The 22,131-nt window shown below is 71.6% G+C and carries 17 protein-coding genes; 3 read left to right on the forward strand and 14 right to left on the reverse strand.

The features are described from left to right. Positions 1 to 58 precede the first annotated feature (58 nt). Positions 59 to 1,840: an AlkA N-terminal domain-containing protein gene (locus tag Q0D57_RS02420; protein WP_291037569.1), complete on the reverse strand. Its 1,782-nt coding sequence runs from the start codon at positions 1,838 to 1,840 to the stop codon at positions 59 to 61. Between the two features lie 113 nt (positions 1,841 to 1,953). Between Q0D57_RS02420 and Q0D57_RS02425 the strand changes: the two genes are divergently transcribed. Both Q0D57_RS02425 and Q0D57_RS02430 read left to right on the forward strand, forming a co-directional pair. Further along, positions 1,954 to 3,048, forward strand: coding sequence for a M4 family metallopeptidase (locus tag Q0D57_RS02425; RefSeq protein ID WP_291037571.1), 1,095 nt, complete (start codon positions 1,954 to 1,956; stop codon positions 3,046 to 3,048). Then, positions 3,032 to 3,451 carry a protealysin inhibitor emfourin gene (locus tag Q0D57_RS02430; protein WP_366518572.1) on the forward strand — a complete coding sequence of 140 codons (420 nt, stop codon included), beginning with the start codon at positions 3,032 to 3,034 and terminating at the stop codon, positions 3,449 to 3,451. Before Q0D57_RS02425 ends, Q0D57_RS02430 begins: the two co-directional genes overlap by 17 nt. A 6-nt stretch (positions 3,452 to 3,457) precedes the next feature. On the opposite strand, the gene Q0D57_RS02435 is transcribed toward Q0D57_RS02430, so the two are convergent. The 12 genes from Q0D57_RS02435 to Q0D57_RS02490 all read right to left on the reverse strand — a co-directional run bounded on the left by Q0D57_RS02435 (position 3,458) and on the right by Q0D57_RS02490 (position 19,525). Next, complete coding sequence (locus Q0D57_RS02435) at positions 3,458 to 4,252, reverse strand: phosphate ABC transporter ATP-binding protein (protein WP_291037812.1); 795 nt, start codon at positions 4,250 to 4,252, stop codon at positions 3,458 to 3,460. Between the two features lie 216 nt (positions 4,253 to 4,468). Then, positions 4,469 to 5,422: a sortase gene (locus Q0D57_RS02440; protein WP_291037574.1), complete on the reverse strand. Its 954-nt coding sequence runs from the start codon at positions 5,420 to 5,422 to the stop codon at positions 4,469 to 4,471. Then, on the reverse strand, positions 5,419 to 6,165 hold the full coding sequence (locus tag Q0D57_RS02445; protein WP_291037576.1) for a hypothetical protein: 747 nt from the start codon (positions 6,163 to 6,165) through the stop codon (positions 5,419 to 5,421). Before Q0D57_RS02445 ends, Q0D57_RS02440 begins: the two co-directional genes overlap by 4 nt. Then, complete coding sequence (locus Q0D57_RS02450; protein ID WP_291037579.1) at positions 6,162 to 7,211, reverse strand: hypothetical protein; 1,050 nt, start codon at positions 7,209 to 7,211, stop codon at positions 6,162 to 6,164. Before Q0D57_RS02450 ends, Q0D57_RS02445 begins: the two co-directional genes overlap by 4 nt. Before the next feature lie 162 nt (positions 7,212 to 7,373). Continuing rightward, positions 7,374 to 8,423, reverse strand: a complete 1,050-nt coding sequence (locus Q0D57_RS02455; RefSeq protein ID WP_291037582.1) for a hypothetical protein — start codon at positions 8,421 to 8,423, stop codon at positions 7,374 to 7,376. A gap of 31 nt (positions 8,424 to 8,454) precedes the next feature. Next, a complete protein-coding gene (locus Q0D57_RS02460) occupies positions 8,455 to 9,537 on the reverse strand; it encodes a hypothetical protein (protein ID WP_291037585.1) in 1,083 nt (360 codons plus the stop codon). Between the two features lie 112 nt (positions 9,538 to 9,649). Next, positions 9,650 to 12,259 carry a hypothetical protein gene (locus Q0D57_RS02465; RefSeq protein ID WP_291037588.1) on the reverse strand — a complete coding sequence of 870 codons (2,610 nt, stop codon included), beginning with the start codon at positions 12,257 to 12,259 and terminating at the stop codon, positions 9,650 to 9,652. Beyond that, complete coding sequence (gene pstS / locus Q0D57_RS02470; protein ID WP_291037591.1) at positions 12,259 to 13,890, reverse strand: phosphate ABC transporter substrate-binding protein PstS; 1,632 nt, start codon at positions 13,888 to 13,890, stop codon at positions 12,259 to 12,261. The genes Q0D57_RS02465 and pstS overlap by 1 nt, the downstream gene beginning before the upstream one ends. A gap of 31 nt (positions 13,891 to 13,921) precedes the next feature. Further along, positions 13,922 to 15,271 carry a phosphate ABC transporter permease PstA gene (gene pstA, locus Q0D57_RS02475; protein WP_291037594.1) on the reverse strand — a complete coding sequence of 450 codons (1,350 nt, stop codon included), beginning with the start codon at positions 15,269 to 15,271 and terminating at the stop codon, positions 13,922 to 13,924. Between the two features lie 3 nt (positions 15,272 to 15,274). After that, positions 15,275 to 16,456: a phosphate ABC transporter permease subunit PstC gene (gene pstC / locus Q0D57_RS02480; RefSeq protein WP_291037599.1), complete on the reverse strand. Its 1,182-nt coding sequence runs from the start codon at positions 16,454 to 16,456 to the stop codon at positions 15,275 to 15,277. Positions 16,457 to 16,566: 110 nt separating this feature from the next. Further along, positions 16,567 to 18,606, reverse strand: coding sequence for a PASTA domain-containing protein (locus tag Q0D57_RS02485; RefSeq protein ID WP_291037602.1), 2,040 nt, complete (start codon positions 18,604 to 18,606; stop codon positions 16,567 to 16,569). Further along, on the reverse strand, positions 18,599 to 19,525 hold the full coding sequence (locus tag Q0D57_RS02490; RefSeq protein ID WP_291037604.1) for a murein transglycosylase: 927 nt from the start codon (positions 19,523 to 19,525) through the stop codon (positions 18,599 to 18,601). The genes Q0D57_RS02485 and Q0D57_RS02490 overlap by 8 nt, the downstream gene beginning before the upstream one ends. Before the next feature lie 265 nt (positions 19,526 to 19,790). Between Q0D57_RS02490 and Q0D57_RS02495 the strand changes: the two genes are divergently transcribed. Continuing rightward, positions 19,791 to 20,588, forward strand: a complete 798-nt coding sequence (locus Q0D57_RS02495) for an ATP-binding cassette domain-containing protein (RefSeq protein WP_291037606.1) — start codon at positions 19,791 to 19,793, stop codon at positions 20,586 to 20,588. A gap of 380 nt (positions 20,589 to 20,968) precedes the next feature. Here the strand turns inward: Q0D57_RS02495 and Q0D57_RS02500 are convergent, their stop codons facing one another. Then, entirely contained in the window at positions 20,969 to 21,970 is a 1,002-nt protein-coding gene (locus tag Q0D57_RS02500; RefSeq protein WP_291037816.1) for an oxygenase MpaB family protein, read from the reverse strand. Positions 21,971 to 22,131 lie beyond the last annotated feature (161 nt).

Consider the following 22,131-nt stretch of genomic DNA (forward strand, 5'->3'; position numbering starts at 1 on the left):
TCGTCGGCGATGATGCCGAAGGGGCCGTCTGGGGTCTCTGTGAATTGGATCGTTGCCGTCATGGGGTGGTTGTCCTTGGTTTCTTGGCTGGCGCTGGGCGGCGTGGTGTGGTGGATGTTCCGATCGAGTCATCTCCCGCGTCAGCTTCGCCGACGCCTGCCAGGCCCACCAATGACTCGATCGGAACATCCACCACACCACGCCGCCCGGGTTTCGCAGAGGGCCTTGTGGGGGTGAGGGGGGAAGTGGCGGTGGGGCGGGGGGCTGAGGCTCGCCAGAGGTGGAGGGAGAGGTAGGTGCGCCAGGGGGTGAAGGGGGCCGACCAGGTGGTGAGGGACTTGGGGGTGTCGGGGAGGGTGAGGGCTCGGGCGCCGGCTCGGAGGGCCGAGTCGCCGGGGAGGAGGATGTCGGGGGCGTGGAGGAGGCGCATGGCGAGGTAGCCGGCGGTCCAGGGGCCGATGCCGGGGAGGGCGGTGAGGCGGGCGTGCAGGTCGTCGGGGTCGGCCGCGATGGAGAGGTCGAGGGCGCCCTCGGCTAGGGCCTCGGCGGTGGCGACGATGGTGCGGATCTTGGCGCGGGGGCCTGTGAGCACGGCCTCGGCGTGGGTGGCGACCTCGGCGGCGGTCGGGAAGAGGAGGGTGAGGGGCTGGTGGCCGTCGGCGGCGTCGCCGTCCTGGCTGCCCGGCGCGTGCGGGTAGGGGGTGCCGGCTGCCGCGGCGAGGCGGTGCAGGAGGGTGCGGGCGGAGGCGACGGAGATCTGCTGGCCGAGGATGGCGCGGAACAGCATCTCGTCCGGGTCGACCGCACCGGGCATCCGGATGCCGGGGAGTTCGCGGAGGTGGGCCTCGAGAGCGGGCGAACCCAGGGTCGCGGCGGCCTCGCGGAGGGCGTCGTCGATGGCTGAGGGGTCGGCGTCGAGGTCGAAGAGGCGGCGCACACGGGCCACGAGCACGGGGAGGTCGGCGAGCGCGGTGAGGTGGGCCTCGAGGTGGAGGAGGCCGGGGGTGCCGGGGTCGTGGCTCACCGTGAAGCGGGCGGGGCCGGCGGGCAGGCGCAGGGTGCGGGAGTAGTGGGCGGGGCCGGCGTCTTCGATGCCGGGGACCGCGCGGGCGGCGAGCCAGGTGAAGACGCCGGCCGCGTCGAAGGGCTCGCGGTACGGGAGGGTGAGCGTGAGAGCACTCGGCGCAGTGGGGCCGGACGCAGGGCCGGATGCAGGACCGGACGCGGGGCCGGAAGCAGGACCGGTCGTGGCGCCGGAAGCGGCCCCGGGGGCCGGAGCCCGGTGGGACTGGCGGGCGCGGACCTCGCTGGGGGTCAGCCGGAAGACCTCGGCGATGGTCTCGTTGAACTGGCGGATGCTGCGGAAGCCCGCGGCGTAGGCGATGTCGGCCATCGGCAGGTCGGTCGAGGTGAGGAGCGTGCGGGCGGTCTGCGCCCGGTGCGCGCGGGCGAGGGCGAGGGGCCCGGCGCCGAGCTCCTGGCGCAGCACGCGGGTGAGGTGGCGGGGCGAGTAGCCGAGCCGGGAGGCGAGGCCGTCGACGCCTTCGCGCTCCACGAGGCCGTCGCCGATGAGGCGCATGGCGCGGGCGGTGAGGTCGTGCCGGAGGTTCCAGTCGGGGGTGCCGGGCACCGCCTCAGGCAGGCAGCGCTTGCAAGCGCGGTAGCCGGCCTCGTGGGCCGCGGCGCTCGTGGCGTAGAAGGTGACGTTGCCGGGCTTCGGAGTGCGGGCCGGGCAGCTCGGGCGGCAGTAGATGCCGGTGGAGCTCACGGCGGTGATGAACTGGCCGTCGAAACGGGCGTCGCGCGACTGGATGATGCGGTAGCGCGAGTCGAAGTCCATGCAGGCAGTCTCACACGCGCCGCGGCCACCTGCTAGCGGAAATCGGACACGGCTGTGGAGGAGCGCGCCCGCGCCCCTGGGGGATGTCGGCGGGGCCACGTAGGGTCGGCCTCATGGCGCACTCCATCGTTCCCCCGTATCTGCTCGCCCGCCTCGCCGAGACGGATGCCGAAGGCCTCCAGCGCGCCGCCCTCGCCGCGCGGCGCTCGCTCGCCGCCGACCCGCCGCTCCGGGCGGAACGGCAGCGGGAGGGCGTGTTCGTGCCGTCGTCGGTGGTGCTCGACGCGGCCGAGCCGGGCATGGCATCCTTCACCGGGCTCGCCGGCGTCACGGAGCCCCAGCGCACGATCTCGGATGCCGAGGGGCGCGAGCGCCTGCCGGGCACCGTGGTGCGGCGCGAGACGGACGGTCCGGTCGACGACGTGGCGGTGAACGAGGCCTACGACGGGCTCGGCGCCACCCACGCCCTGCTGCTCGAGGCCTTCGGCCGCGCCTCGATCGACGGGCTCGGCCTGCCGCTGGACGCGACGGTGCACTACGGCGAGGACTACGACAACGCTTTCTGGGACGGCGAGCGCATGGTCTTCGGCGACGGCGACGGCGAGGTCTTCGGCCGGTTCACCGCGTCGCTCTCGGTGATCGGGCACGAGCTCGCGCACGGGGTGACGCAGTACACGGCGGGGCTCGCCTACGAGGGCCAGTCCGGCGCGCTCAACGAGTCGTTCTCGGATGTGATCGGGGCACTCGTGGAGCAGCACCGGCTGGGGCAGACGGCGGGAGAGGCCGGCTGGCTGATCGGCGAGGGGCTCTTCACCGATGCGGTGGAGGGGCGGGCGCTGCGGTCGATGATCGAGCCGGGGTCTGCCTACGACGACGACGTGCTGGGGCGCGATCCGCAGCCGGGCAACATGGCGGGCTACGTCGAGACCGACGACGACAACGGGGGCGTGCACCTGAACTCCGGCATCCCGAACCGTGCCTTCGCGCTCGCTGCGCGGGCGGTGGGCGGATTCGCTTGGGAGGGTGTGGGGGCCGTCTGGTACGACGCCATGACCGGGCCACTGGACGAGCGGGCCGACTTCGCAGCGTTCGCGGAGGCCACGCTCGTCGCCTCGGACGCGCGGTTCGGGGCGGGCTCAGAGGTGTCGAGCGCGATCGCGGAGGCGTGGCGTACGGTGGGCGTGAGGAGCGATGAGCGAGCAGACTGACGACGAGACGGGCACCGGAGCCGACGCGGGCGACGGTGCGGACGCGGGCGACACCGCGGCGGGCGACGCCGAGGCGGGCGCACGTGCGCTGCGCATCACGGTGGCGCGATCCGGCGGTGTGGCGGGCATGTCGCCGAGCTGGACCGTGACGGCCGAGGGCGAGAGCGATGTCGACGGATGGCTCGACCTCGTGGAGTCGTGCCCGTGGGATGCCGGCGATCCGGGTGATCCGGATGGAGCCGACCGCTTCGTCTACACGATCCGCGTGCTCGTGCAGGCCCCGAAGGTCGCGGGCGAGCGCGATGCGCGGGTGCCCGAGCGCGACCTCACCGGCCCGTGGCGCGACCTCGTCGACCGGGTCAAGGCCGAGGCGGCGCCCCGCCCCCGGCGCGCGAAGCGGTAGGTCCGCTCAGCCGAAGACGCCGTTGACGTAGTCGAAGGTGCGCGAGTCGATCGGGCTCGAGAACATCGCCTCGGTGCTGCCGTGCTCGACGATGGCGCCCGGCTGCCCCTGCGAGGCGAGGAAGAACGCGCACTGGGTCGAGACGCGCTGCGCCTGCTGCATGTTGTGGGTGACGATGACGATCGTGACGTCGTTCACGAGCTCGAGCATGGTCTCCTCGATCACTCGCGTGGAGGTGGGGTCGAGCGCCGAGCACGGCTCGTCCATGAGCAGCACCTTCGGCTTCACCGCGAGCGAGCGGGCGATGCAGAGCCGCTGCTGCTGTCCGCCCGAGAGGCCGCCGCCGGGGGCGCGCAGGCGGTCGCGCACCTCCTTCCAAAGGCCGGCCTTGGTGAGGCAGGTCTCGACGAGGTGGTCCTTGCGGTCGCGGTCGGCCTTCGTGCCGGTGAGCTTGAGCCCGGCGAGCACGTTGTCGTAGATCGACATCGCGGGGAACGGGTTGGGCTTCTGGAACACCATGCCGATGGCCTTGCGGGCCTCCACGAGACGACGCGACGGGTCGTAGATGTCTTCGCCGTCGATGAGCACCTCGCCCGCGAGGCTCGCGGAGGGGATGAGCTCGTGCATGCGGTTGAGGATGCGCAGGAAGGTCGACTTGCCGCAGCCCGAGGGCCCGATGAGCGAGGTCACGACGCCGGCGGGCATGGTGAGCGAGACACGGTCGAGCACCTGGTGGTCGCCGAACCAGGCCGAGATGTTGCGGGCGTCGAGCTCGGCGAGCGGCGGCCGCTCGGCCTGCACGATCGCCTGCTCGAAGCTCGCGGCCGAACCCGCTCCGGTGACCTGGTGCTGCACCGTGATCGGGCCGGGGTTCAGACGATCGGAGGGTCTCGCGAGCGGTGGGAGGAGGGCCGCGCCCTTCATGATCTTGCGCTGGTCGCGGCGGCTGAGCGGCGGCAGCACGGTGGTCACGTCGTCGGTGGGGGTGTCGGTCACGGCTTCATCACTCTCATCGGGTCACAGCAGGTTCGGGAGGAGGCGGGTGACCTGGTCGGCGACCAGGAGCCCGGCGAGGAACATCACGGGCACGAACACGACCCAGACCTTCTGGGCGCCGATGCGGCGGTAGGCCCAGACGGCGGCGATCTCGGCCACCACGAAGAACTGCAGGGCGAACACGAGCGCCCAGACCGTGGAGGTGTCGGTGGCCATCTCGAGGTCCTCGAGCGGCAGGGTGCGGTAGGCGGTCTGCCTCGCGCCCGCCGGCTCCGCGTCCGACACGAGCTGCGCATCCACCCGCGCCGTGCCGGACGGGATGAACGCGGGACCACGAGCGGTCTCGAGGATGAGCCGGCTCTCCCCCGCGATCGGGTTGGGAGGCGAAGGATCGCCGGCGTAGCGCACGCCGATGACCTCGAACTCCTGCAGCCCCTGGCCGGTGAGCACCGAGAACTCCTCGCCGGGGGCGAGCTCCTGGATGCGGCTGAACGGCCCGCCGTACGCGGCCGCTCGCCCCATGACGATGCTGAGCCCCTCCTGCCCGGGGAGCACGGTGTCTCGGCGATGCGCGGGCCCGGACGTCGTGTCGCCGGACGACGAGCCCTCCACGATCACCTCCCGCACTCCGAGCGACGGGATCTCGATGATCCCGACGGGTGCGCCGTCCAGCAGCAGCGTGTCGTCGAAGGCGCCCTCGCTCACGGGGGCGGTGCCCGCCGAGAGCTGAGCGCGGTAGGAGTCGGAGAGCTGCTGCTGCGCGACCGCGTGCTGCAGGTGGCTCAGCAGCATCAGGTTGAGGGCGAACGCGAAGATGAGCGACGCCACGACCACGAGGGCGCTCCGCGAGAAGACCTGCCCTGAGGTCAGCGGGGCCAGCGGCTGCAGCGATCGCGGGAGCCGCTTCGGCATGCGCGGAACCGGTGCGGGAGGGGGCGTGTAGGCGGTCGACCGCCTCGCCGTGGGAGCGCTCACGCGGCGCTCTCCGTGAGCGCGGGCACGCGCATGGCGCGCACGAGTTGCACGACCACGAAGGCCAGGCCGGCGAGCGCGGCGGTGCCGAGCAGGAACCACGGCGGCAGCACCACGAAGGCATCGCGCGTCACCGGGGTGAGCGCGACCCCGTCGACCGACTCGGGCGGGGTGAAGGTGTAGTGCGCGGTGGCGAAGGTGTACTGGCCCACCCCGGTGAGGGTCGCCGAGACGACCTTCGACTCCTGCGGCTTCAGCCCCGAGAGCTCCACGTCGTCCTGAGCACTGAGCTCGGTGCCGAAGGGGCTCGAGACCCAGAACCTGGCCGACCCCGAGAGCTCACCCGTCGAGACGTTGCGCACCGTGAACCAGGTCTTCAGCTCGCCGCCGAGCGGATCGATCGAGGGCAGGTACTCCGTGCTGAGGCCACTGACGTAGAGCACGCCGCCGATGCTGTACTCGTCGTCGGTGGGAGCAGGCGGGTTCAGGGGGTCGTTCACGACCACGGAGCCGCCCACGTTCGTGCTCGTGGTCGTGCTCGGCCGCGAGGCGGGCGGCACCGGTGCGGGCGACGACGTCGCGCCGCCTGGGCCGACCGTCACGGTGAGGCCGATGCCCTCCGGCGCCGGATCCGTCGCAGCAGAGGCCGCGCCTGCGCCCATCGAGACGGCGGCGAAGGCGGCGATCCCGGCGAGCACCGCCACGGCGGCACCGCGTCGGAGGACCGTCGGCAGCGCGCGCCTCATCGCCGCTCGTTCGAGGCGACCGGGGCCGACTCCTCGAGTGCCGCTCGCCGCGCTTCGGCCTGGGTGTAGGCGATCCACTCCCGCGCGGTCTTCTCGTCGCGCGCGCGGCGGATGCGCAGGAAGCCCCAGACGAGTGCCGCGAGCACGAGCGCGGCGAGCAGCAGCCACGGCACGGCGAACGCCACGGTGTCGCGGTTCACCTGGTCGAGGGCGCCCGGGTCCATGGCGTCGGCGTCGACGCGGGGCTGGAGGGTGACGTAGGGGTTGAGGTAGCCGAGCTGAGCGACGCCGGGCACGGTCATCGTGATGGTGCGCGTGGCGCCCGGCAGCATCTCGGAGAGCTCCTGGCGGGAGAGCTCACCGGCGCCGATGCCGAAGTACGTCTTCACCCCGGCCACCATGTCGGCCGACAGCGCCACGTTGCCGGCGTTGGTGACCGTGAAGGTGACGTCGGTGGTGCCGTCGAGCGGGTTGACCTCGCCGTTGTAGTCGGCGGCGATGCTCGAGATCGAGAGGGCGGGCTGCAGCTCGCCGGGAACGCGGACGTAGACGCGCGTGGCGACACGGCGGTCGACGACGATCTGGCCGTCGGGGGTCGCCACCGAGATCACGATGCCGGCCGCGTGGTCGCCGGGAGCGGCGTCGGCGGGGACGGTGACGGAGAACGGCACGACCTGCGAGGTGCCGGGCTCCAAGGGGAGGTCGACCTCGGCGGCGCCGTTGATGAACCCGAACCAGCTCCCGGCGTCGGTCGGAGCGGCGCCGGTCTCGAGCAGGCCGTACGATCCGTCCTCGGTGTTGAAGGCATCCGTGCCGTAGATCTTCATGACCTGTGGGGTGGTTCCGGTGTTGCTCACCTCGTAGTAGTCGAGGATCTGCTGGCCGGGCGCGACCTCGTAGCTGAAACGGCTCCGGTTGTCGGCAGCGGTCTCCCCAGAAGGCGATCCGGAGATGCCATCGGTGTCGTCCGCGACGGCGGGCGCGGCCGAGAGCGTCGAGGCGCCCACGGCGAGCGCAAGAGCCACGAGGGCGGCAAGACGCGGCACCGCATTCGTGAGCGGGCGGCTGGAGCGGACGGCTCGGGCCGAAGACAAGTAGGGAAGCACAGTTCATTCATCCAGGGTCGGTTGGCTTTACGGGAGAGTTCGAGCGAACTACAGGTGAACGAGAGGGGACCGCACCGTGAGCGCGACCCCCTCCCAGTGCGACTACTTCGAGACCAGCGTGAGCGTGAGCTTCGAGGTGTAAGTGCCGACCGGTGACCCCGCCGGAGCGACGAACTTCAGGTCGGCGTCGAACTCGACCGTGCCCGCCGCGGGCTGGTCGGCGTTCGCCTGCGCGAATACCGACGGGTAGGCGGCGGAGCCGGCGACCTGGGGAGCCGCGACGACCACGTTCGGGTTCTGCGCAGTGATCGGCGAGACGCCGAGCTGCCTCGCCCCGATCTTCTTGGTGGCGTCGGCCGAGTTCGAGAACTCGGTGACCGATGTCGTCAGGGTCCAACCCGGGTGCGTGCGGTAACGGGTGTCCGTCACCGAGAAGACACCGAGTGTTCCCGTGGAGGTCGAAAGGCCGTCGACGGCGGAGGGGCTGCCGATCGTGGCCGTGTTCGACTTCGGAGCGGTGAGGGTCAGTTTCTCGGGCACCGACGGATCGATGACCTCGGCATTCAGCGTCACGTCGAACTCGCCTCCGTTCTCGACGGGAGGGACGACGGCACCGGGCGTCGCGAACTTGAACGTGCCACCGTTGTCGACGTTGATGTACGTGAAGTACGCGCCTCCGTCGGAGACCGTCAGCCCGTTGTTCTTCATGAACGCGAAGCCGAGGCTGAAGTCACCCCCGGCCTTGACTGTGCTGAGGTTCCCGGAGGTCTGGTTGCCGAGCGACAGCACCGGGAGGTACATGTTCTTGTTGTCGTCGAGGTAGGTGTCGGTCCACGCGACCCACTTGCTCGGGTCGTTCTCCTGGCCGCGCGGGGCGACGAAGGTCTTGGCGATGGTCGTGTCCGGCGAACCCGGGAACGTCGCATTGATGTCGACGGTGTCGGGACGGGCGATGACCGGGTCTTCGAAGCCGAGCTGGGTGCCCTTGGGGTAGATGGTCCCGTCGGCGCCGCTGGCAGCGAAAAGGGGGCCTTTGGAGCCGACGGTGGCGACGGGCTCGGTGGCGGCGAGTGCGGCCGTCGCGGAGCCCGCGACGAGCGCGGCGGCGAGGATGCCGACCGCGGCAACGCGGATGCTGGTGGAGCGGATCATGATGATCGAATGCCTTTCAGGTTCTCGCGGCTCAGAGAGTCGCGTAGGCGCGGATGATGTCGGTGGTCGACGGCTCGAGGAAGCCGAACTTGCGCTTCACCGCACCGGAGGTGGAACCGAAAGTCCCCATGTTGGTCAGACCCGACGTGGTCGCCGGGTCGAGCAGACGCTGGAGGTTCGCGTCGAAGTTCGCGCTCGACGAGTCGATCCGCGCGTACTCGACGACGAGGAAGGTGTTGCGGCCGAACTTCGCGTCGGCGTAGAACGCGGCGCTCGGGGTGGTGACGGTGCCGGAGACCGACACAGGAGCCACGCCGGTGGGAGCGCCGAGCTTGACGTTCGTGCCGGCGATCGTGTTGCTCGGGGTTGCGCCGTTGGCCTGAGCGGTCCAGCTGGCCACCGAGAACGGGATGATCTCGTCGGCCTGAAGGATGGATGCGTCGTTCTCGGGGCGGGTGTTGTTCGTGTCGTTGACGGTCGAGCCGACGGCGGTCACGTTGATGGCACCGAGGAAGAAGCTGCGCGTGCCTGATCCGTTCTGGGGCAGGCGCGGCTTGACGGTGGTCCCACCGATGACGACGGGGGTGTTCGACTCGTAGATCTGCTTCAGCTGAGCCGCGGTGAGGTTCGCGAGGTCGCTGTTCGTGCCGTTGTAGGCATACGACACGGCGTCACGGGCGTAGGGGACGTAGGCGAGCTTGCCCTCACTCGAAGCATTGCTGCCGGGCGAGCTCGAGGAGCGCGCGATGTCGACCTGGCCGGTGATGACCTTGCCGTTGTAGAGGTTGCCCGAGATCGATGCACGCAGAGCGGTCACACCCGCGCCCGAACCGGCGGGGCGCACGAAGTACGGCCCACCCGTCTTGGTCTGGATCAGGCCGGAACCGAAGGCGTCGTACGAACCGAGGTTCGTGCCGCCGGAGGTGACGCGCACCGGCGAACCGGAGATGCGGGTTCCGTTGGTCAGGGCGTTCGTGGAGTCCTGAAGCGTGTCGGACCCGACGAGCACGTATCCGTTGGAGACGGGCTCGGCGTTCGCCGGCATGGCGAGGCCCAGTCCGGCGAGGGCCACGCCGACGGCCGCGCCCAGCGCGACCATTTTCTTCATCTTCACTTCGAGTTTTTCCTTTCGGGAAGGGTGACCGAGCATCCGCGGTGCGGGTGCATCGACTTGGCGTCGGGACGACGGACTTCGTCGGCAGGACGGACTCCAAGAACAGGGGGCATCAGATTCGTCTCCTGATGCGGGAGATGACCGGCACGGCGAGTGCGGCCAGGAGACCGGCGAGGATCGCCAGCGGAACGGCTCCTGAGATCCCGCCGAGCTCCTGGTCGACGGGCGTCGTCTTGCCGAGCAGCGAACCGGCCACCGCTCCGCTGGCGGAGGGCCCGGTCGAGACGGCGGCCGCCGGAGCGGGAGCCGGCTGCACCGCAGCGGGAGCCGGGGGCGTCACGGGCGCGGTCGGCTTCGCCGGTGTGGGCGTAGGAGTCGGAGTGGGTGCCTTCTGTGGGCCCGACTGGATGAGGGCGGCGGCCTCGAGAGCCTGGGCGCGCCAGCCCTCGGGGATCGGTGCATAGCCCTCCGGGAGCATTCCGAACCCGGTCCCCTGCTCCTGCCCGGAGGTCACGGCGTAGTCGATGAAGGCGGCGTAGTCGGCCCTGAGGTCGGCGTCGGTCATCTTCGGGTTGGCCGCGGCGTAGACCGGCACGGCCAGCGGATAGGCACCCGCGGCGCCACGAGCTGCCTCCGACAGGGGGTCGAAGCGGTAGACCTGGGGCTGGGCCGGATCGGCGGTCATGGCGGCAGCCGCGGCCGTGAGCGCCTCGGTGGTGGGGGCCACGAACTCCCCCGCAGGGTTCTGGAGCTCGGCGGAGAACACCTGGTACTTGGCGGCGGACGACGTGTCGGTGAGGCCGATCACCCGCTGGAAGCCCGCGAGGTTGCGACTCGCCTTGGTGTACTTCGGCGGGATCGCCACCGGATCCCAGGGACCGAGGACCTGCCCGTCACCGCGGAGCACGAGGTTCGCGCTCGTCGCCAGATCGTTGGTGTAGGGGCGCCAGGTGACGCTGTTGATAGCGGCGGGTCCGGCCTCGTCAGCGGGCTGCTCCGTCGGATCCGCTTTCGGGAAGTCGTCCCGGGGGAAGGTCAGCGGGAGCCCGGTGCCCCCGTTCGCCGCGTACACGGCCGCATCCGATGACGCCCACGGATTGACCTTCATGCCGAACTCGTCGGCCTCGCCGGCCAGGAACGCGGCCGCCGCCGCATCCGACGTGACGTAGGTCCACAGCGCGCGGGCGGTGTCGCTCCGGCCCTGCGGCACGATGATGTCGGCGACCGAGGGCGCCGTGATCGACTGGTCGGCCCACTCCGGGTCGTTGACCGCGAGGAACTCCGGGTCGAACGTGATGTTGCGGGCGTTGGCGCCGGGCGTCTCGGGGCTGAGGTAGCCCAGGTGGGACTTGTCGGCACCCGTCGGCAGCGAGTCGAGGTAGGAGTTCGTGAGCAGCTTCGCCACGAGGCGCGGCGTGAGCCGCAGTGTCTGGAACGGCAGCCGTTCACGGCCCTTCACCTCGTTCGAGACCTCGCGGAGCGCGGTGACCTCCCGGTCGATCGAGAAGGCGACCGAGATGCCGGTGAGGGCGATCGGCGCATAGGCGAGGCCGTCGACGACATCGGGAGCACTGAGGGCTCTCGACGTCAGGGCGAGTGGGCTCGTGCCGGTCCCGTTGGCGGCGATCACCGCATCCGACTCCGGACCGGTGATGGAGGTGTAGGCGGCGCCGTTCTCGGCTCCGCAGAGGCTCGGCTGCCACGAGGCGATGGCCTCGGAGACGAGCTCGCTGCCCGAGAGCTGGCGCTCGGCGGCACCGATGGTGCAGCGCACGCCGATGGGCAGGAAGTCGAGCTTGACCGCGATCCGGTGCTTCCAGGAGTCCCAGAACAGCCCCGAGCGCGCGATGTCGTTCGTGCCGGCGTCGGCGGTGCCGCGAGGCACCACCACGAGCCAGCAGGACGTGCCGACGTAGCGACCGCCGGCCACGGGCTCGGGGGTGCCGCAGCCGAGGCCGGGCGACTGAGCGGCCGTCTGCAGCTCGAACTTCACCGAGCCCGTGCCGTCGGCTCCCGATCCCGCCCAGCTCACCTCGTTGCTCGTGAGCTTGCTGAAGTACTGGTTGCTGTTGAGGTTGATCTTCTCGGGCCCGGGCTTGCCGCGGTCGGCGAGCACGTTCTTGCCGTTGTCGTCGACCACCTTGACGACCGATCCGCCGTCGGCGCCGTAGAACGGGATGCCGACGTAGGTGGGGTTGCTGAAGCCCGATCCGGTGACCGTGTGCGGCAGATCCTCGGCGGCCGGCACGGTCGAGCCGATCAGCGAGTCCCGGGTGGCGCCCGGCGCGTTCATGCCGCCGTACTGGCATTTGGTGCGGTCGGGCCCTGAGTCGTCGTCGGCACCCCAGCACTGCATGATCTGGAGGAAGTTGGAGCCGCCGGTCGAGGCGTTGGGGGCGATCGACTGGAGGCCGCCGCTCCAGCTGACCTGGATGCCCTGAGCGGCGAGATCCCGGGTCTGCGAGACCGTGACCTTGAGGTTCGGGAAGGGGGCCGTACCGAGATCGGTGTCCTGCTGATTCGCCGAGACCGTCACAGCACTGTCGCTGGCGGCCGCCGCCGGTGCCGACGTGGTGCCGAACCCCGTGACCGAGAGCAGCGTCGCGGTGAGGACGCCGACGCCCGTGCCCGCGACGAGGGCGAGCAGGAGGGACCGGCGACGAGCGTGCCGACGAGCGGCCCGGCGGGGTGATGACGCGGTCGCACGGGAACGGGTGGCCATCAGGCGTCGCCCCCCGCTCGCTTGAGGCGGCGCGAGACGAGCGGAGGCACGACGACCGCGCCGACGAGCAGCACTCCCGCGGCGACCATGAGCCACTGCTGCGGGCCCATGCCCTGATCGGGCAGCGTGAAGGGGCTCGACACCGCCGCCCCCGCGACCGCGCTGCCGCCGCTGATCAGACCGCCGTTCTCGTCGTACACGGGGGCGGAGCCCGCCGCTGCCGCCGCCGGTGACCCCGCTGCCGCTGCCGCTGCTGCTGCCGCCGCTCCCCCTGGCGCATCCGAGGCCGCGCCCCCGTTTCCGGTGCCCGAGGTCTCGGTGGGGGTCTCGGCCGCGCCGCCGGTTCCCGTGACGCACTGGTCAGGGCCCTGGCGGTCGCACTCGGCGGGTGCCGGAGCGGTGTTGGCGAGGGCGTTGCTGTTGGGGCTGTCGCCCGGGCTGAAGGTGGGGTTGTTGCAGGCGTTGACGTCGACGCCCGTCGAACCGGCCCCGGGGATCCGCTTGATCTGCTCGGAACCCGCCAGCACGAGGTTCATCGGCAGCGGCGAGTAGCCGAGCGTATCGGCCTGCTGCTGGCCCTCGCAGAGCATGTACCGGGCGAAGGCTCCGAGGGTGGAGCCCTTCGCGTCCGTGAAGTTCGGCGTGGTGGCCGTCGGCACGATCATGTACGAGTAGCTCGAGAGCGGGTAGGAGCGGTTGTCGCCGTTGTTGTAGACGTTGTCGAGGATCTGGGTGAGGTAGTCGGCCGACGCCGGATCCTCGTTGATCTGCGCCTGCAGGAGGGCCACCGCCACGCTCGTGGCCTTGGGCTCCACGTAGTAGCCCGCGTTGTTCAGCACCTTCGCCACGGGGAAGCCGGCGTTCTTGGCGTAGGAGTACTCCACGTAGGTGATGGCGCCCTCGCCGTAGCCCTGCGAGACGTAGCCGGCCACGCCGAGCGAGCCGTTCTGCGCCTTCATCGCGCCGCTCGCCGGATACTGCGACGTCAGGGCACCGGAGGGGAAGTAGGCGCTCCAGAGCGCCTGGTGCTGCTTCGACATCCAGAGCGTGAACTGGGCGGTGGAACCGGATCCGTCGGAGCGCACGACCGGCACGATGCCCTTGTCGGGCATCGCGAGGCCGGGGTTGTCGGCCTTGATGACGGGGTCGTTCCAGTTGGTGATGGCGCCCGTGAAGATCTTCGTGATCGTCTCGCCGCTCAGCCGGAGGTTCGTCACCCGCTTGCCGTTGATCTGCAGGTTGTACATGAACGCCGTTCCACCGGCCACGATCGGCATGTAGGCGTACGGGCTCTGCGGAGCCTCCGGGGCCGAGCCGTCCTCGGGCGCGGCCTGGAACGGGATCTCGCTGACCGCGAAGTCGACGGTCTGGGCGATGAAGTCGCGGCGGCCGGCGGAGGAGCCGACTCCCGAGTAGTTCACGGTCATGCCGTAGTTCGCCGCCACGTTCTTGCGCCACTGGTCGAGGGCGTTCTGCGACCAGGTCGAACCGGTGCCGGTGATGGGCACGTAGGTCTCGGCGTGCGCGGGGGCGACGGGGCCGGTGACGGCGGCCGTGAGGCACAGCAGGGCGAAGGCGGCCGTCGCGGCGACCGCGCGGAGGGCGCGGAGGGCAGGGGGTACTCGGGTCATGTCTCGGGTTCCGGGTCGGTCGTGCGGTGGGTCAGGAGGGGTCGGCGGTGGGGGGCGCCGTGGGTGGGGCGGAGGGGGCTGCGGGGGAGGGGGCGGCCTCGGTCTGCACGGTCGGCAGCACGCGCGGCGGGTACTCGCCGCGGGCGATGCGGTCGTCGAGCATCGTGATGCGCTGCAGGTCGCGGATCGAGTCGAGCTTCGCCGCACGGCGCTGGCGGTCGGAGAGCTGGCCGGGGCCCTTGCCTCCGATCATGCGGGCGATGATGAAGAGGCCGAGCACGAGCAGGATGAGCACGGCCGCCGTGCCGAAGCCGCGCGCGATCATGTTGGGCTCGGGCGAGCGCACGAAGTCGAAGACCTGCAGCGGGAGCGAGATCATCGGCCCCGAGAACGGGTTGACGTTCATCACCGCGGTGATGCCCGACGTGAGGAGCACGGGCGAGGTCTCGCCGATGCCGCGGGCGGTGCCGAGGATCACCGCGGTCACGAGGCCCGAGCGCGCCGTCGGCAGCACCACGTGCCAGACCGTGCGCCAGCGACTCGTGCCGAGCGCGTACGACGCCTCGCGCAGGTTTCCGGGCACGAGCCGCAGCACGACATCCGAGGCCCGGATGACGATCGGCAGCATCATGACGGTGATCGCCATGGCCGCGGCGAACCCCGAGCGCTGGTGCGTGACGAGCTGGATGATGGCGGCGTAGACGAAGAGCCCCGCGACGATCGAGGGCAACGCGGTCATGGCATCCGCGATGGTGCGGACGAAGCGTGCGAACCGGCCACCGATCTCGTTGAGGAAGACCGCCGTCGTGATGCCGAGCGGCACCGTGATGGCCAGCGCGATGGAGATCTGGATGAGCGTGCCGACGATGGCGTGCAGGATGCCGCCCGAGGAGAGCGGGTCCAGCGGGCCCGTGAGCTCCATGGTCTGCGTGAAGAAGTTGAGGAAGGGCAGCGCCTCGGAGCCGCGGACGAGCGTGTAGACCACGATGAAGACGAGGGCGCCGAACAGCAGCGCGCCGGCGCTGATCATGAGCACGGTGGCCACGCGGTCCTTGACCTCCTGCCAGTCCGAGCGGAGCGACACCAGCAGCACGTAGAGGCCGACGAACGCGAGGAACGCCACCACGAACCAGCCGACGATGCCCGAGAGCGGGCCGATCCAGCCGAACAGCAGGGTCGCGATCGCGAGACCGCCGGCGAGGGCGCCGACCACGTTGAAGCGCTCGTCGAGGGTCGCCGTGCGGAGGGTGCGACGGGGGCCGATCTCCACGCCCTCCGGCGAGGGGATGCGGGTGGGGGGCTCGAAGTCGACGGCGTCGAGGAAGTCGGTGTGGGCATCCGCTTCGGGGGCGTCGGGGCGGGTGGGGAAGGTCGTCGACATGGATCAGAGGCTCTCTGCGCCCGAGCGCGACCGGGCGACGATCGACGACGCCGTGAAGTTCACCACGAGGGTGATCAGGAACAGCACGAGGCCGGCGGCCATGAGCGCCGAGAGGCCGAACTCGCTCGCCTCGCCGTAGCGGAGCGCGATGAGGGCAGAGACGGAGTTGGTGCCGGTCTTCAGCACCTCCCAGTTGATGACGAAGATCGGCGAGATGATCATGTAGACCGCGATGGTCTCGCCGAGCGCACGACCGAGACCGAGCATCGTGCCGCCGATGATGCCGCCACGGCCGAACGGCAGCACGACCGTGGCGATCATGCCCCAGCGGGTGGCGCCGAGGGCGAAGGCGCCCTCGCGCTCCCCCACCGGAGCCTGCGAGAAGGCCTCCCGCATGACCGAGGCCTGGGTGGGGACCACCATCAGGCCCACGACGATGCCCGCGATGAAGGCCGACGAGGTGAAGGCGCTCGCCTCGGTGAGGGTGCTGCCGTCTTCGCCGGTGACCGCGAAGAACGGGATCCACGCGAAGTAGCGCGAGATCCATTCGGCGACCGGAATGATGTTCTCCTGGAGGAAGAAGACGCCCCACAGGCCGAACACGATGCTGGGCACGGCGGCCATGAGGTCGACGAGCGAGACCATGAATGAGCGCAGTCGTCCACGCACGACCTCCGAGAGCAGCAGTGCCGTGCCGAGGGCGAGCGGGAAGCCCACGATGAGCGCGATGACGGCGATCGTGACCGTGCCGAAGAGCACGGCGGCGATGCCGAACTGCTTGGTCTCGGGCGACCACTCCTGGGTGAACAGGAAGCCGATGCCCGCGACCTCGAGGGCCGAGCCCGCGCGGATCGAGAGGAACAGGCCCACCGCGAGCATGATGCCCACCGTCGTCGCACCGGCCGTGAAGGCGACCGTGCGGAAGACGGTGTCGGAGGTCGAACGACGCGACGCGAGCGATCGCCGTTCGGGCGATCCGCTGCCCCCGTCGCCAGGCGTCCCGCCGTTCGACCCCCCGGCGCCACCCGCACCAGGGGCGCCGTCACCGCCGCCGCCGTTGCGCGCGCCGCCGCTGGCGTCGCCGCTGCTGTCGTCGCCCGCGTCATCGACAGCGGTGAGGATGTCTGTCCGCTCGTTCTCGAGGAAGACGTCGTCGATCGTCTGGAAGACGTCGTCCTGCTTCACGATTCACCGGCCATGGCCCTGATCGTGGGCCGCTCAGGTGAACGAGCGACGGCGTCGACCTGAAGTCAGGATGGACGAGATGTGGAGAAAGTACTCAGGTGGCTTTAAGCCTATCCCCCATTGGGGGGTGTAGTCGAAGTGGGCGTGGGCACGGGCGGCGCCTGGGTGGGTGCCGGGGTCGGCGTGGCCGTAGGCTGGCCGGCTGCACGAGGCACCGCGAGCACGACCGTCACGGTGGTGCCGACTTGGGCTTCCGTGCCCTCGGCCGGCACCGTGGCGAGCACGGTGCCGGGGGGTGCGTCGTCCTCGCGCGTGCTCGTGGTCACGTCGAAGCCGGCGGCCCGGATGCTCGAGAGCGCCTCGACCTGGTGGGTGCCGAGAGCTCGGGGCACGAGGTTGGAGCCCGAGGCGACGACCACGTCGACCGCGGTGCCGGGAGCGACCGGGGTGCCGATGGCCGGGGCGACCCTGAGGACGGTGTCGAGCTGGCGGGGGGCGCGCTCGGCGGTCACCGTTCCGAGGGTGAGGCCGAGGGAGGCCAGGGCGGCGCGGGCGTCGGCGAGGGTTCCGTCGGCGAGCGCCGGGACGGGGATCGTCGCGGCGGCGACGGGCGCGGTGGTGGGGGCGGCGGGCGCGGAGGCGCTCGGGAGGGTCGAGGGTGGGCCGGAGGCCTCGGCCGTGGTGTCGGGCTGGGCTCCCGCCGCGAGGGGGGCCGGGGCGCCACCGACGGCCGCGAGCGACCAGGCGACCACGACGACCGCCACGAGGAGCAGGGCGACGAGGCCCAGAACGAAGGCGGGGCGGGAGGCGGCGGTGCTCGTGGGGGGCGGAGGGTCGGTGGCCTTTTGCGACGTGACGGGTGGCAGGGATCCGGAGCGGGTGCCGATGGGGGGCATCGGGCGGGCGGGCGTCGTGGCGCGCGGGGTTCCCGGTCGGTGGGGGGTCGGGGTCTGCGCGCGGTGGGTGGGGCGGGGGTGTGGGTGGGGGTCACGGTCGAACGAGGTGAGCGTGGCGGTGCGGGTGGCGTCGCTCGGCAGCCCTGGGAGGATCGCGGTCGCTGTGGTCGCGGCGGTGGCGGCGGAGGTGGCGGAGGCGGTGGCGGAGGCGGTGGCGATCGCCGGGGTGGTCGCCTCGTCGGCGCTCATCGGGGTCGATGGGCCGGCGCCGGATTCGGCGTGCTCGGGTGGGCGCGTTCCGGGGAGGTGCTGGCGCGCGGCTCGCACCGCGACCTGCATCTCGGCGGCGCTCTGGAAGCGCGTCGTGGGATCCTTCAGGAGGGCCCGCACCACGAGGCGGTCGACGGCCCGGGGCGTGCCCGGCCGCACGACCGAGATCACGGGCGGCGGGGCCTGCAGATGCGCGAGCATCGTGGAGCGGGCGTCGGCCCGCACGAACGGTGGTGTGCCCACGAGGGCGAGGTGGAGGACGGCGCCGAGCTGGTACAGATCGCCGCGGCCGTCGACGGGGTCGCCGCGCGCCTGCTCGGGCGAGAGGTAGTTGACGTTGCCGAGCACGCCCGGGGCGGCATCCGGGGGCGGTTCGGTGGCCGGGGTGAGGGCGGCTTCCGGCGCGGAGTCGGGCGCAATGGCGGCGACGGGATCGGGTGTTCGCAGGAGGTCACGGCCGACGGCGGGGCGGCCCGCGGCATCCGCGAGACCGAAGTCGACGAGGCGCACGCCGGAGGGGCGGAGGGCCCCGCGGCGGTCACGGGCGATGATGATGTTCGAGGGCGAGACGTCGCGGTGTGCGAGGCCCGCGGCGTGCGCGTGGTCGAGGGCCGAAAGCACGCCGTCCGCGAGGGCGAGGGCGTCGGTCAGGGTGAGTGGTCCGTCGCGCTCGACCTCCTCGGCGAGGGTGGTGCCGGCCGCGTGCTCGAGGGCGATCCAGGCCTGCGGGTCTCCCCCGGTCTCGTGCACGCCCATCCCGAGCACCCGCACGATGTTGGGGTGCCGGAGCGGCTCTGCGGCGCGCGCCTCGCGGAAGAAGGCGGTGCGGGCGGCGTCGGATCGGGAGAGGTGGGGGTGCAGGATCTTCAGGGCCACCGCTCCGCCCGTCTCGGTGTCGAGGGCGCGGAAGACCGAGGCGGAGCCGCCGGTGCCGAGGAGCTCGACGAGGCGGTAGCGGCCTGAGATGAGCCCGATGTCAGTCATCGGCACCGCTCGAGTTCGCTGGGGTCGCTGGGCTCGCTGGGCTCGCTGGGGTCGCTGGGGTCGCTGGGCTCGCCGCGGCTGCGCGGGCGGCGTAGTCGTTGGCGGTGGCGGCGATGAGGTCGACGTAGGTCTCGACGTGGTTGTAGGCGAAGACGGCGGTGCGCCACGCGGTGGGGTCGGCGAGGTCGCCGTAGTGGCAGAGGTACCGGCCGGCGGCGAGGGCTGCGTCGTCGATGCGCTGCGGATCGGCGAGGCCGTCGCCGTCGCCGTCGGCTCCCCACTCGGCCCACGTCCCAGGGATGAACTGCAAGGGGCCGGCTGCACGGTCGCCGGTCGGGTCGCCGTCGAGGCTGCCGCCGTCGGTGTCGTCGATGCGGTCGTAGACGGCGCCGTCGAGCGCGGGGCCGAGGATGGGCGGGACGGTCGCGCCGTCGGTGCCGATGGTGGACCCGCCGTGGGTTCCGTGGCCGGACTCGACGGCGCCGAGGGCGGCGAGGGTGTTCCAGCCGAGGCCGCAGCCGGGATCGGTGGCGGCGATCGCGAGGGCGGCACCCGCGTAGCCGCTGAGAGCTCGGAGCGGAATGCCGGTGGCGACCGCCGTCGACTCGGCCCATGCGGGGTCGACGAGGTCGGCGATGCGGTGGCCGCGCGGGACGGAGAGGGAGGAGGCGTCGCCCGTGCCGGTGGGGGTCGCCGCGGAACCGCCTGCCCCGGTGCCCGCTCCGTCGCTGGACGGTGCGGCGATGTCGAGGGGCGGTGCGCCCCCCTCTGCACCCGACGTCGTTCCGGACGTCCCGCTCGCCAGGACCGACGCGTCGGCGGGCACGCGGGCATCCGCCGACGCCATCCCGATCAGCAGCCAGGCGGCGAGGGCCAGCATCCCGGAGACGACGACTCCGAGTCCCACTCGGGCACTCATGCCCGAACCCTCCCGGCAGCCGGTGTCCTCCGCCCGGACACGAGATGAACGGACGGTGACCCCCAGGCGACGCCCTGCCGAGCGCCGTCCCCTCGCGCGCCCGGCAGCCCCCTACCGTCCCCTGCCGCGACTTGACACAAGATGTGCCAAGTGGGCCGTTTTGGGCGCAGCTTCGGTCAAGTCGGCGGTTCCGCGTCCGGGGGAAGTGAGCCGCGATGGGCATTGGGCGGGCGCGCCTTCCTACCCGGGCGGCCAGAATGGAGGGATGTCAGCATCCGCCTCCCCCGTGCTCGAGCTGCGGTCGGTGCGCTTCGTGCGCGCTGGCCGCGTCATCCTCGACGATGTCGATCTGAGGGTGCTGCCGGGTGAGCACTGGGCCCTGATCGGACCGAACGGGGCGGGCAAGAGCACCGTGCTGAGCCTGTGCGGGGCCGTGCAACATCCCACGAGCGGTGAGGTGCACGTGCTCGGCGAGCGGATCGGGCGGGTCGAGCTGCAGAGTCTCCGTCGGTCGATCGGTCATGTCAACCCGCGGCATCCGCTCACGTCGTCGCTCACGATCCGGGAGGTGGTGCTCACGGGACTGACCGGATCCGTCGAGCTCGTGCCGCGGTGGGAGGCTGACGCCGCCTCGCTCGCGCGTGCCGACGAGCTCCTCGACCTGCTGGGACTCGGTGCGAAGGCGTCGGAGCGCTGGACCACGCTCTCGCAGGGCGAGCGCGGGCGCACCCTGATCGCGCGGGCGCTCGTGACCGATCCGCGACTGATCCTCCTCGATGAGCCATCGACCGGACTCGACGTCGCCGCGCGCGAGCAGCTGCTCGACACGCTCGACCGGGTGCGGCTCGCTCATCCGGAGCTCGCGACCGTGCTCGTCACGCACCACCTGGAGGAGCTCCCGCGCTCGACCTCGCATGCGGCCCTCATCGCCGACGGCCGCATCACGGCGGTGGGAGCGGCCGGCGACGTGCTCACCACCGAGGCCGTGAGCGCCTGCTTCGCGCACCCCATCTCGATCGAGCACCGCCACGGCCGCTGGAGCGCCCGAGCCGCCCACGTCTGACGCCCGCGCCACCCCGGCCCGACGCCCGAGCCGCACACCTAGATCTCCCCGACTTGACAGAAGTCGCGCCCAAAACGCCCCACTTGGCACAACTTGTGTCAAGTCACGGAAGGGGTCGAGCCGCGGACCCCTCCCGGCAGTGCCGACTTGACAGAAGGTGCGCCCAAAACGCCCCACTTGGCACAACTTGTGTCAAGTCACGGGAGGGGTCGAGGCGCGGGCCCCTCCCGGAAGTGCCGACTTGACAGAAGTCGCGCCCAAAACTCCCCACTTGGCACAACTTGTGTCAAGTCACGGGAGGGGGCGAGCCGCGGACACCTGCCGGCAGCGTCGACTTGGCAGAAGGTGTGGCTAAGAGGGTCGACTTGGCACTTCTTGTGTCACGTTGCGGTGGGGGCGTGGAGGCGGGCGAGGTAGTGGCGGTGGGGGGCTCGGCGGAGGCGCTCGGGGAGTGCACGGTAGAGGGGGGCCGCCACTCGGATGAGGCGGCGGAAGAGGCGTTCGCGCCGGTCGTCCCAGGGGTAGCCGAAGGCCGCGCGCACTCGCTCGGGTAGGAGGGCGACCGTCACGAATCGCGCGAGCGGCATCCCGGCCCGGATCGGGAGCGGCGCCTTCTCCGCCCGGAGCAGCGCGGCGGCGACTCCGCGCACGGTGTCGTCGACAGTCAGCTGCTTCACGGTGCGGTCGAAGTACCTCCGGAAGGCTGCGCGGTCCGCGGGCCACAGTTTCTCGGGCATCTGCAGGGCGGTGCCAAGCAGCGCGTACTCACGGTAGACCCGATCGGCGGATGCTTCGTCGAGTGGCCCGTGCACCAGCTCGAAGACCGTGATGGCGGTGTCGTAGAGCGTCGCCGCGACCCACAGCTGCAGGTGCGGATCACGCGCGTCGTAGGCGGGGTCACCGGAGTGTGTCGGAGCGGCGTCGTCAGCGGGTGCGGTGTGAGTGGTGACGTCCGGAACGGAGTGCACGGCGGCGGCGGGCCCGGTCGGCCTCGCAGCCTCTGACGCGGTGCGGGTCGTGCCGTCGGGAACGGAGTGCACCGAGCCACCGGGCCTCGTCGGTACGCCGCGGTCTGACGCGGCCGGGACGGTGGGGGCGGTGGGGGCGGTGCCGTCGGGCGCGGGCGGCGCGGGGGCATCCGGGACGTGGCGCACGGGGCGGTGGGCGCGGTTCACCGCGCGGCGCACGGCTCGCTTGTCGGCCTCGGTGCCGGAGGTGAGCGCGTAGATGTAGGTGAGGGTGCCGTTGAGGCGATCCATCGGACGGCTAGCGAAGTCGCTGTGCCGGGCGACCCCGTAGCCGATGGCCGGGTGCGCGATCTGCAGCAGGATCGCGCGACCCGCGCCCGCGAGCAGCACGCTCTCGGGAGCGATGTCGGCCATCGTTGTCATGCCAGCGACGCTAGCCCATCCGCCCGGATGCTCCTCGCGCACGTCACTGCGCATCGAGCGGACTTCGCCACGCCTGCCGCCATCCGGGCTCGGGAGGAGACCGGTTTGCCGCAGACGTGGCGTTGTCCGCGAGATGCGGGCCGGTGGCCGTC

The sequence above is a fragment of the Herbiconiux sp. genome (assembly GCF_023264895.1).
Classification (GTDB): Bacteria; Actinomycetota; Actinomycetes; order Actinomycetales; family Microbacteriaceae; genus Herbiconiux.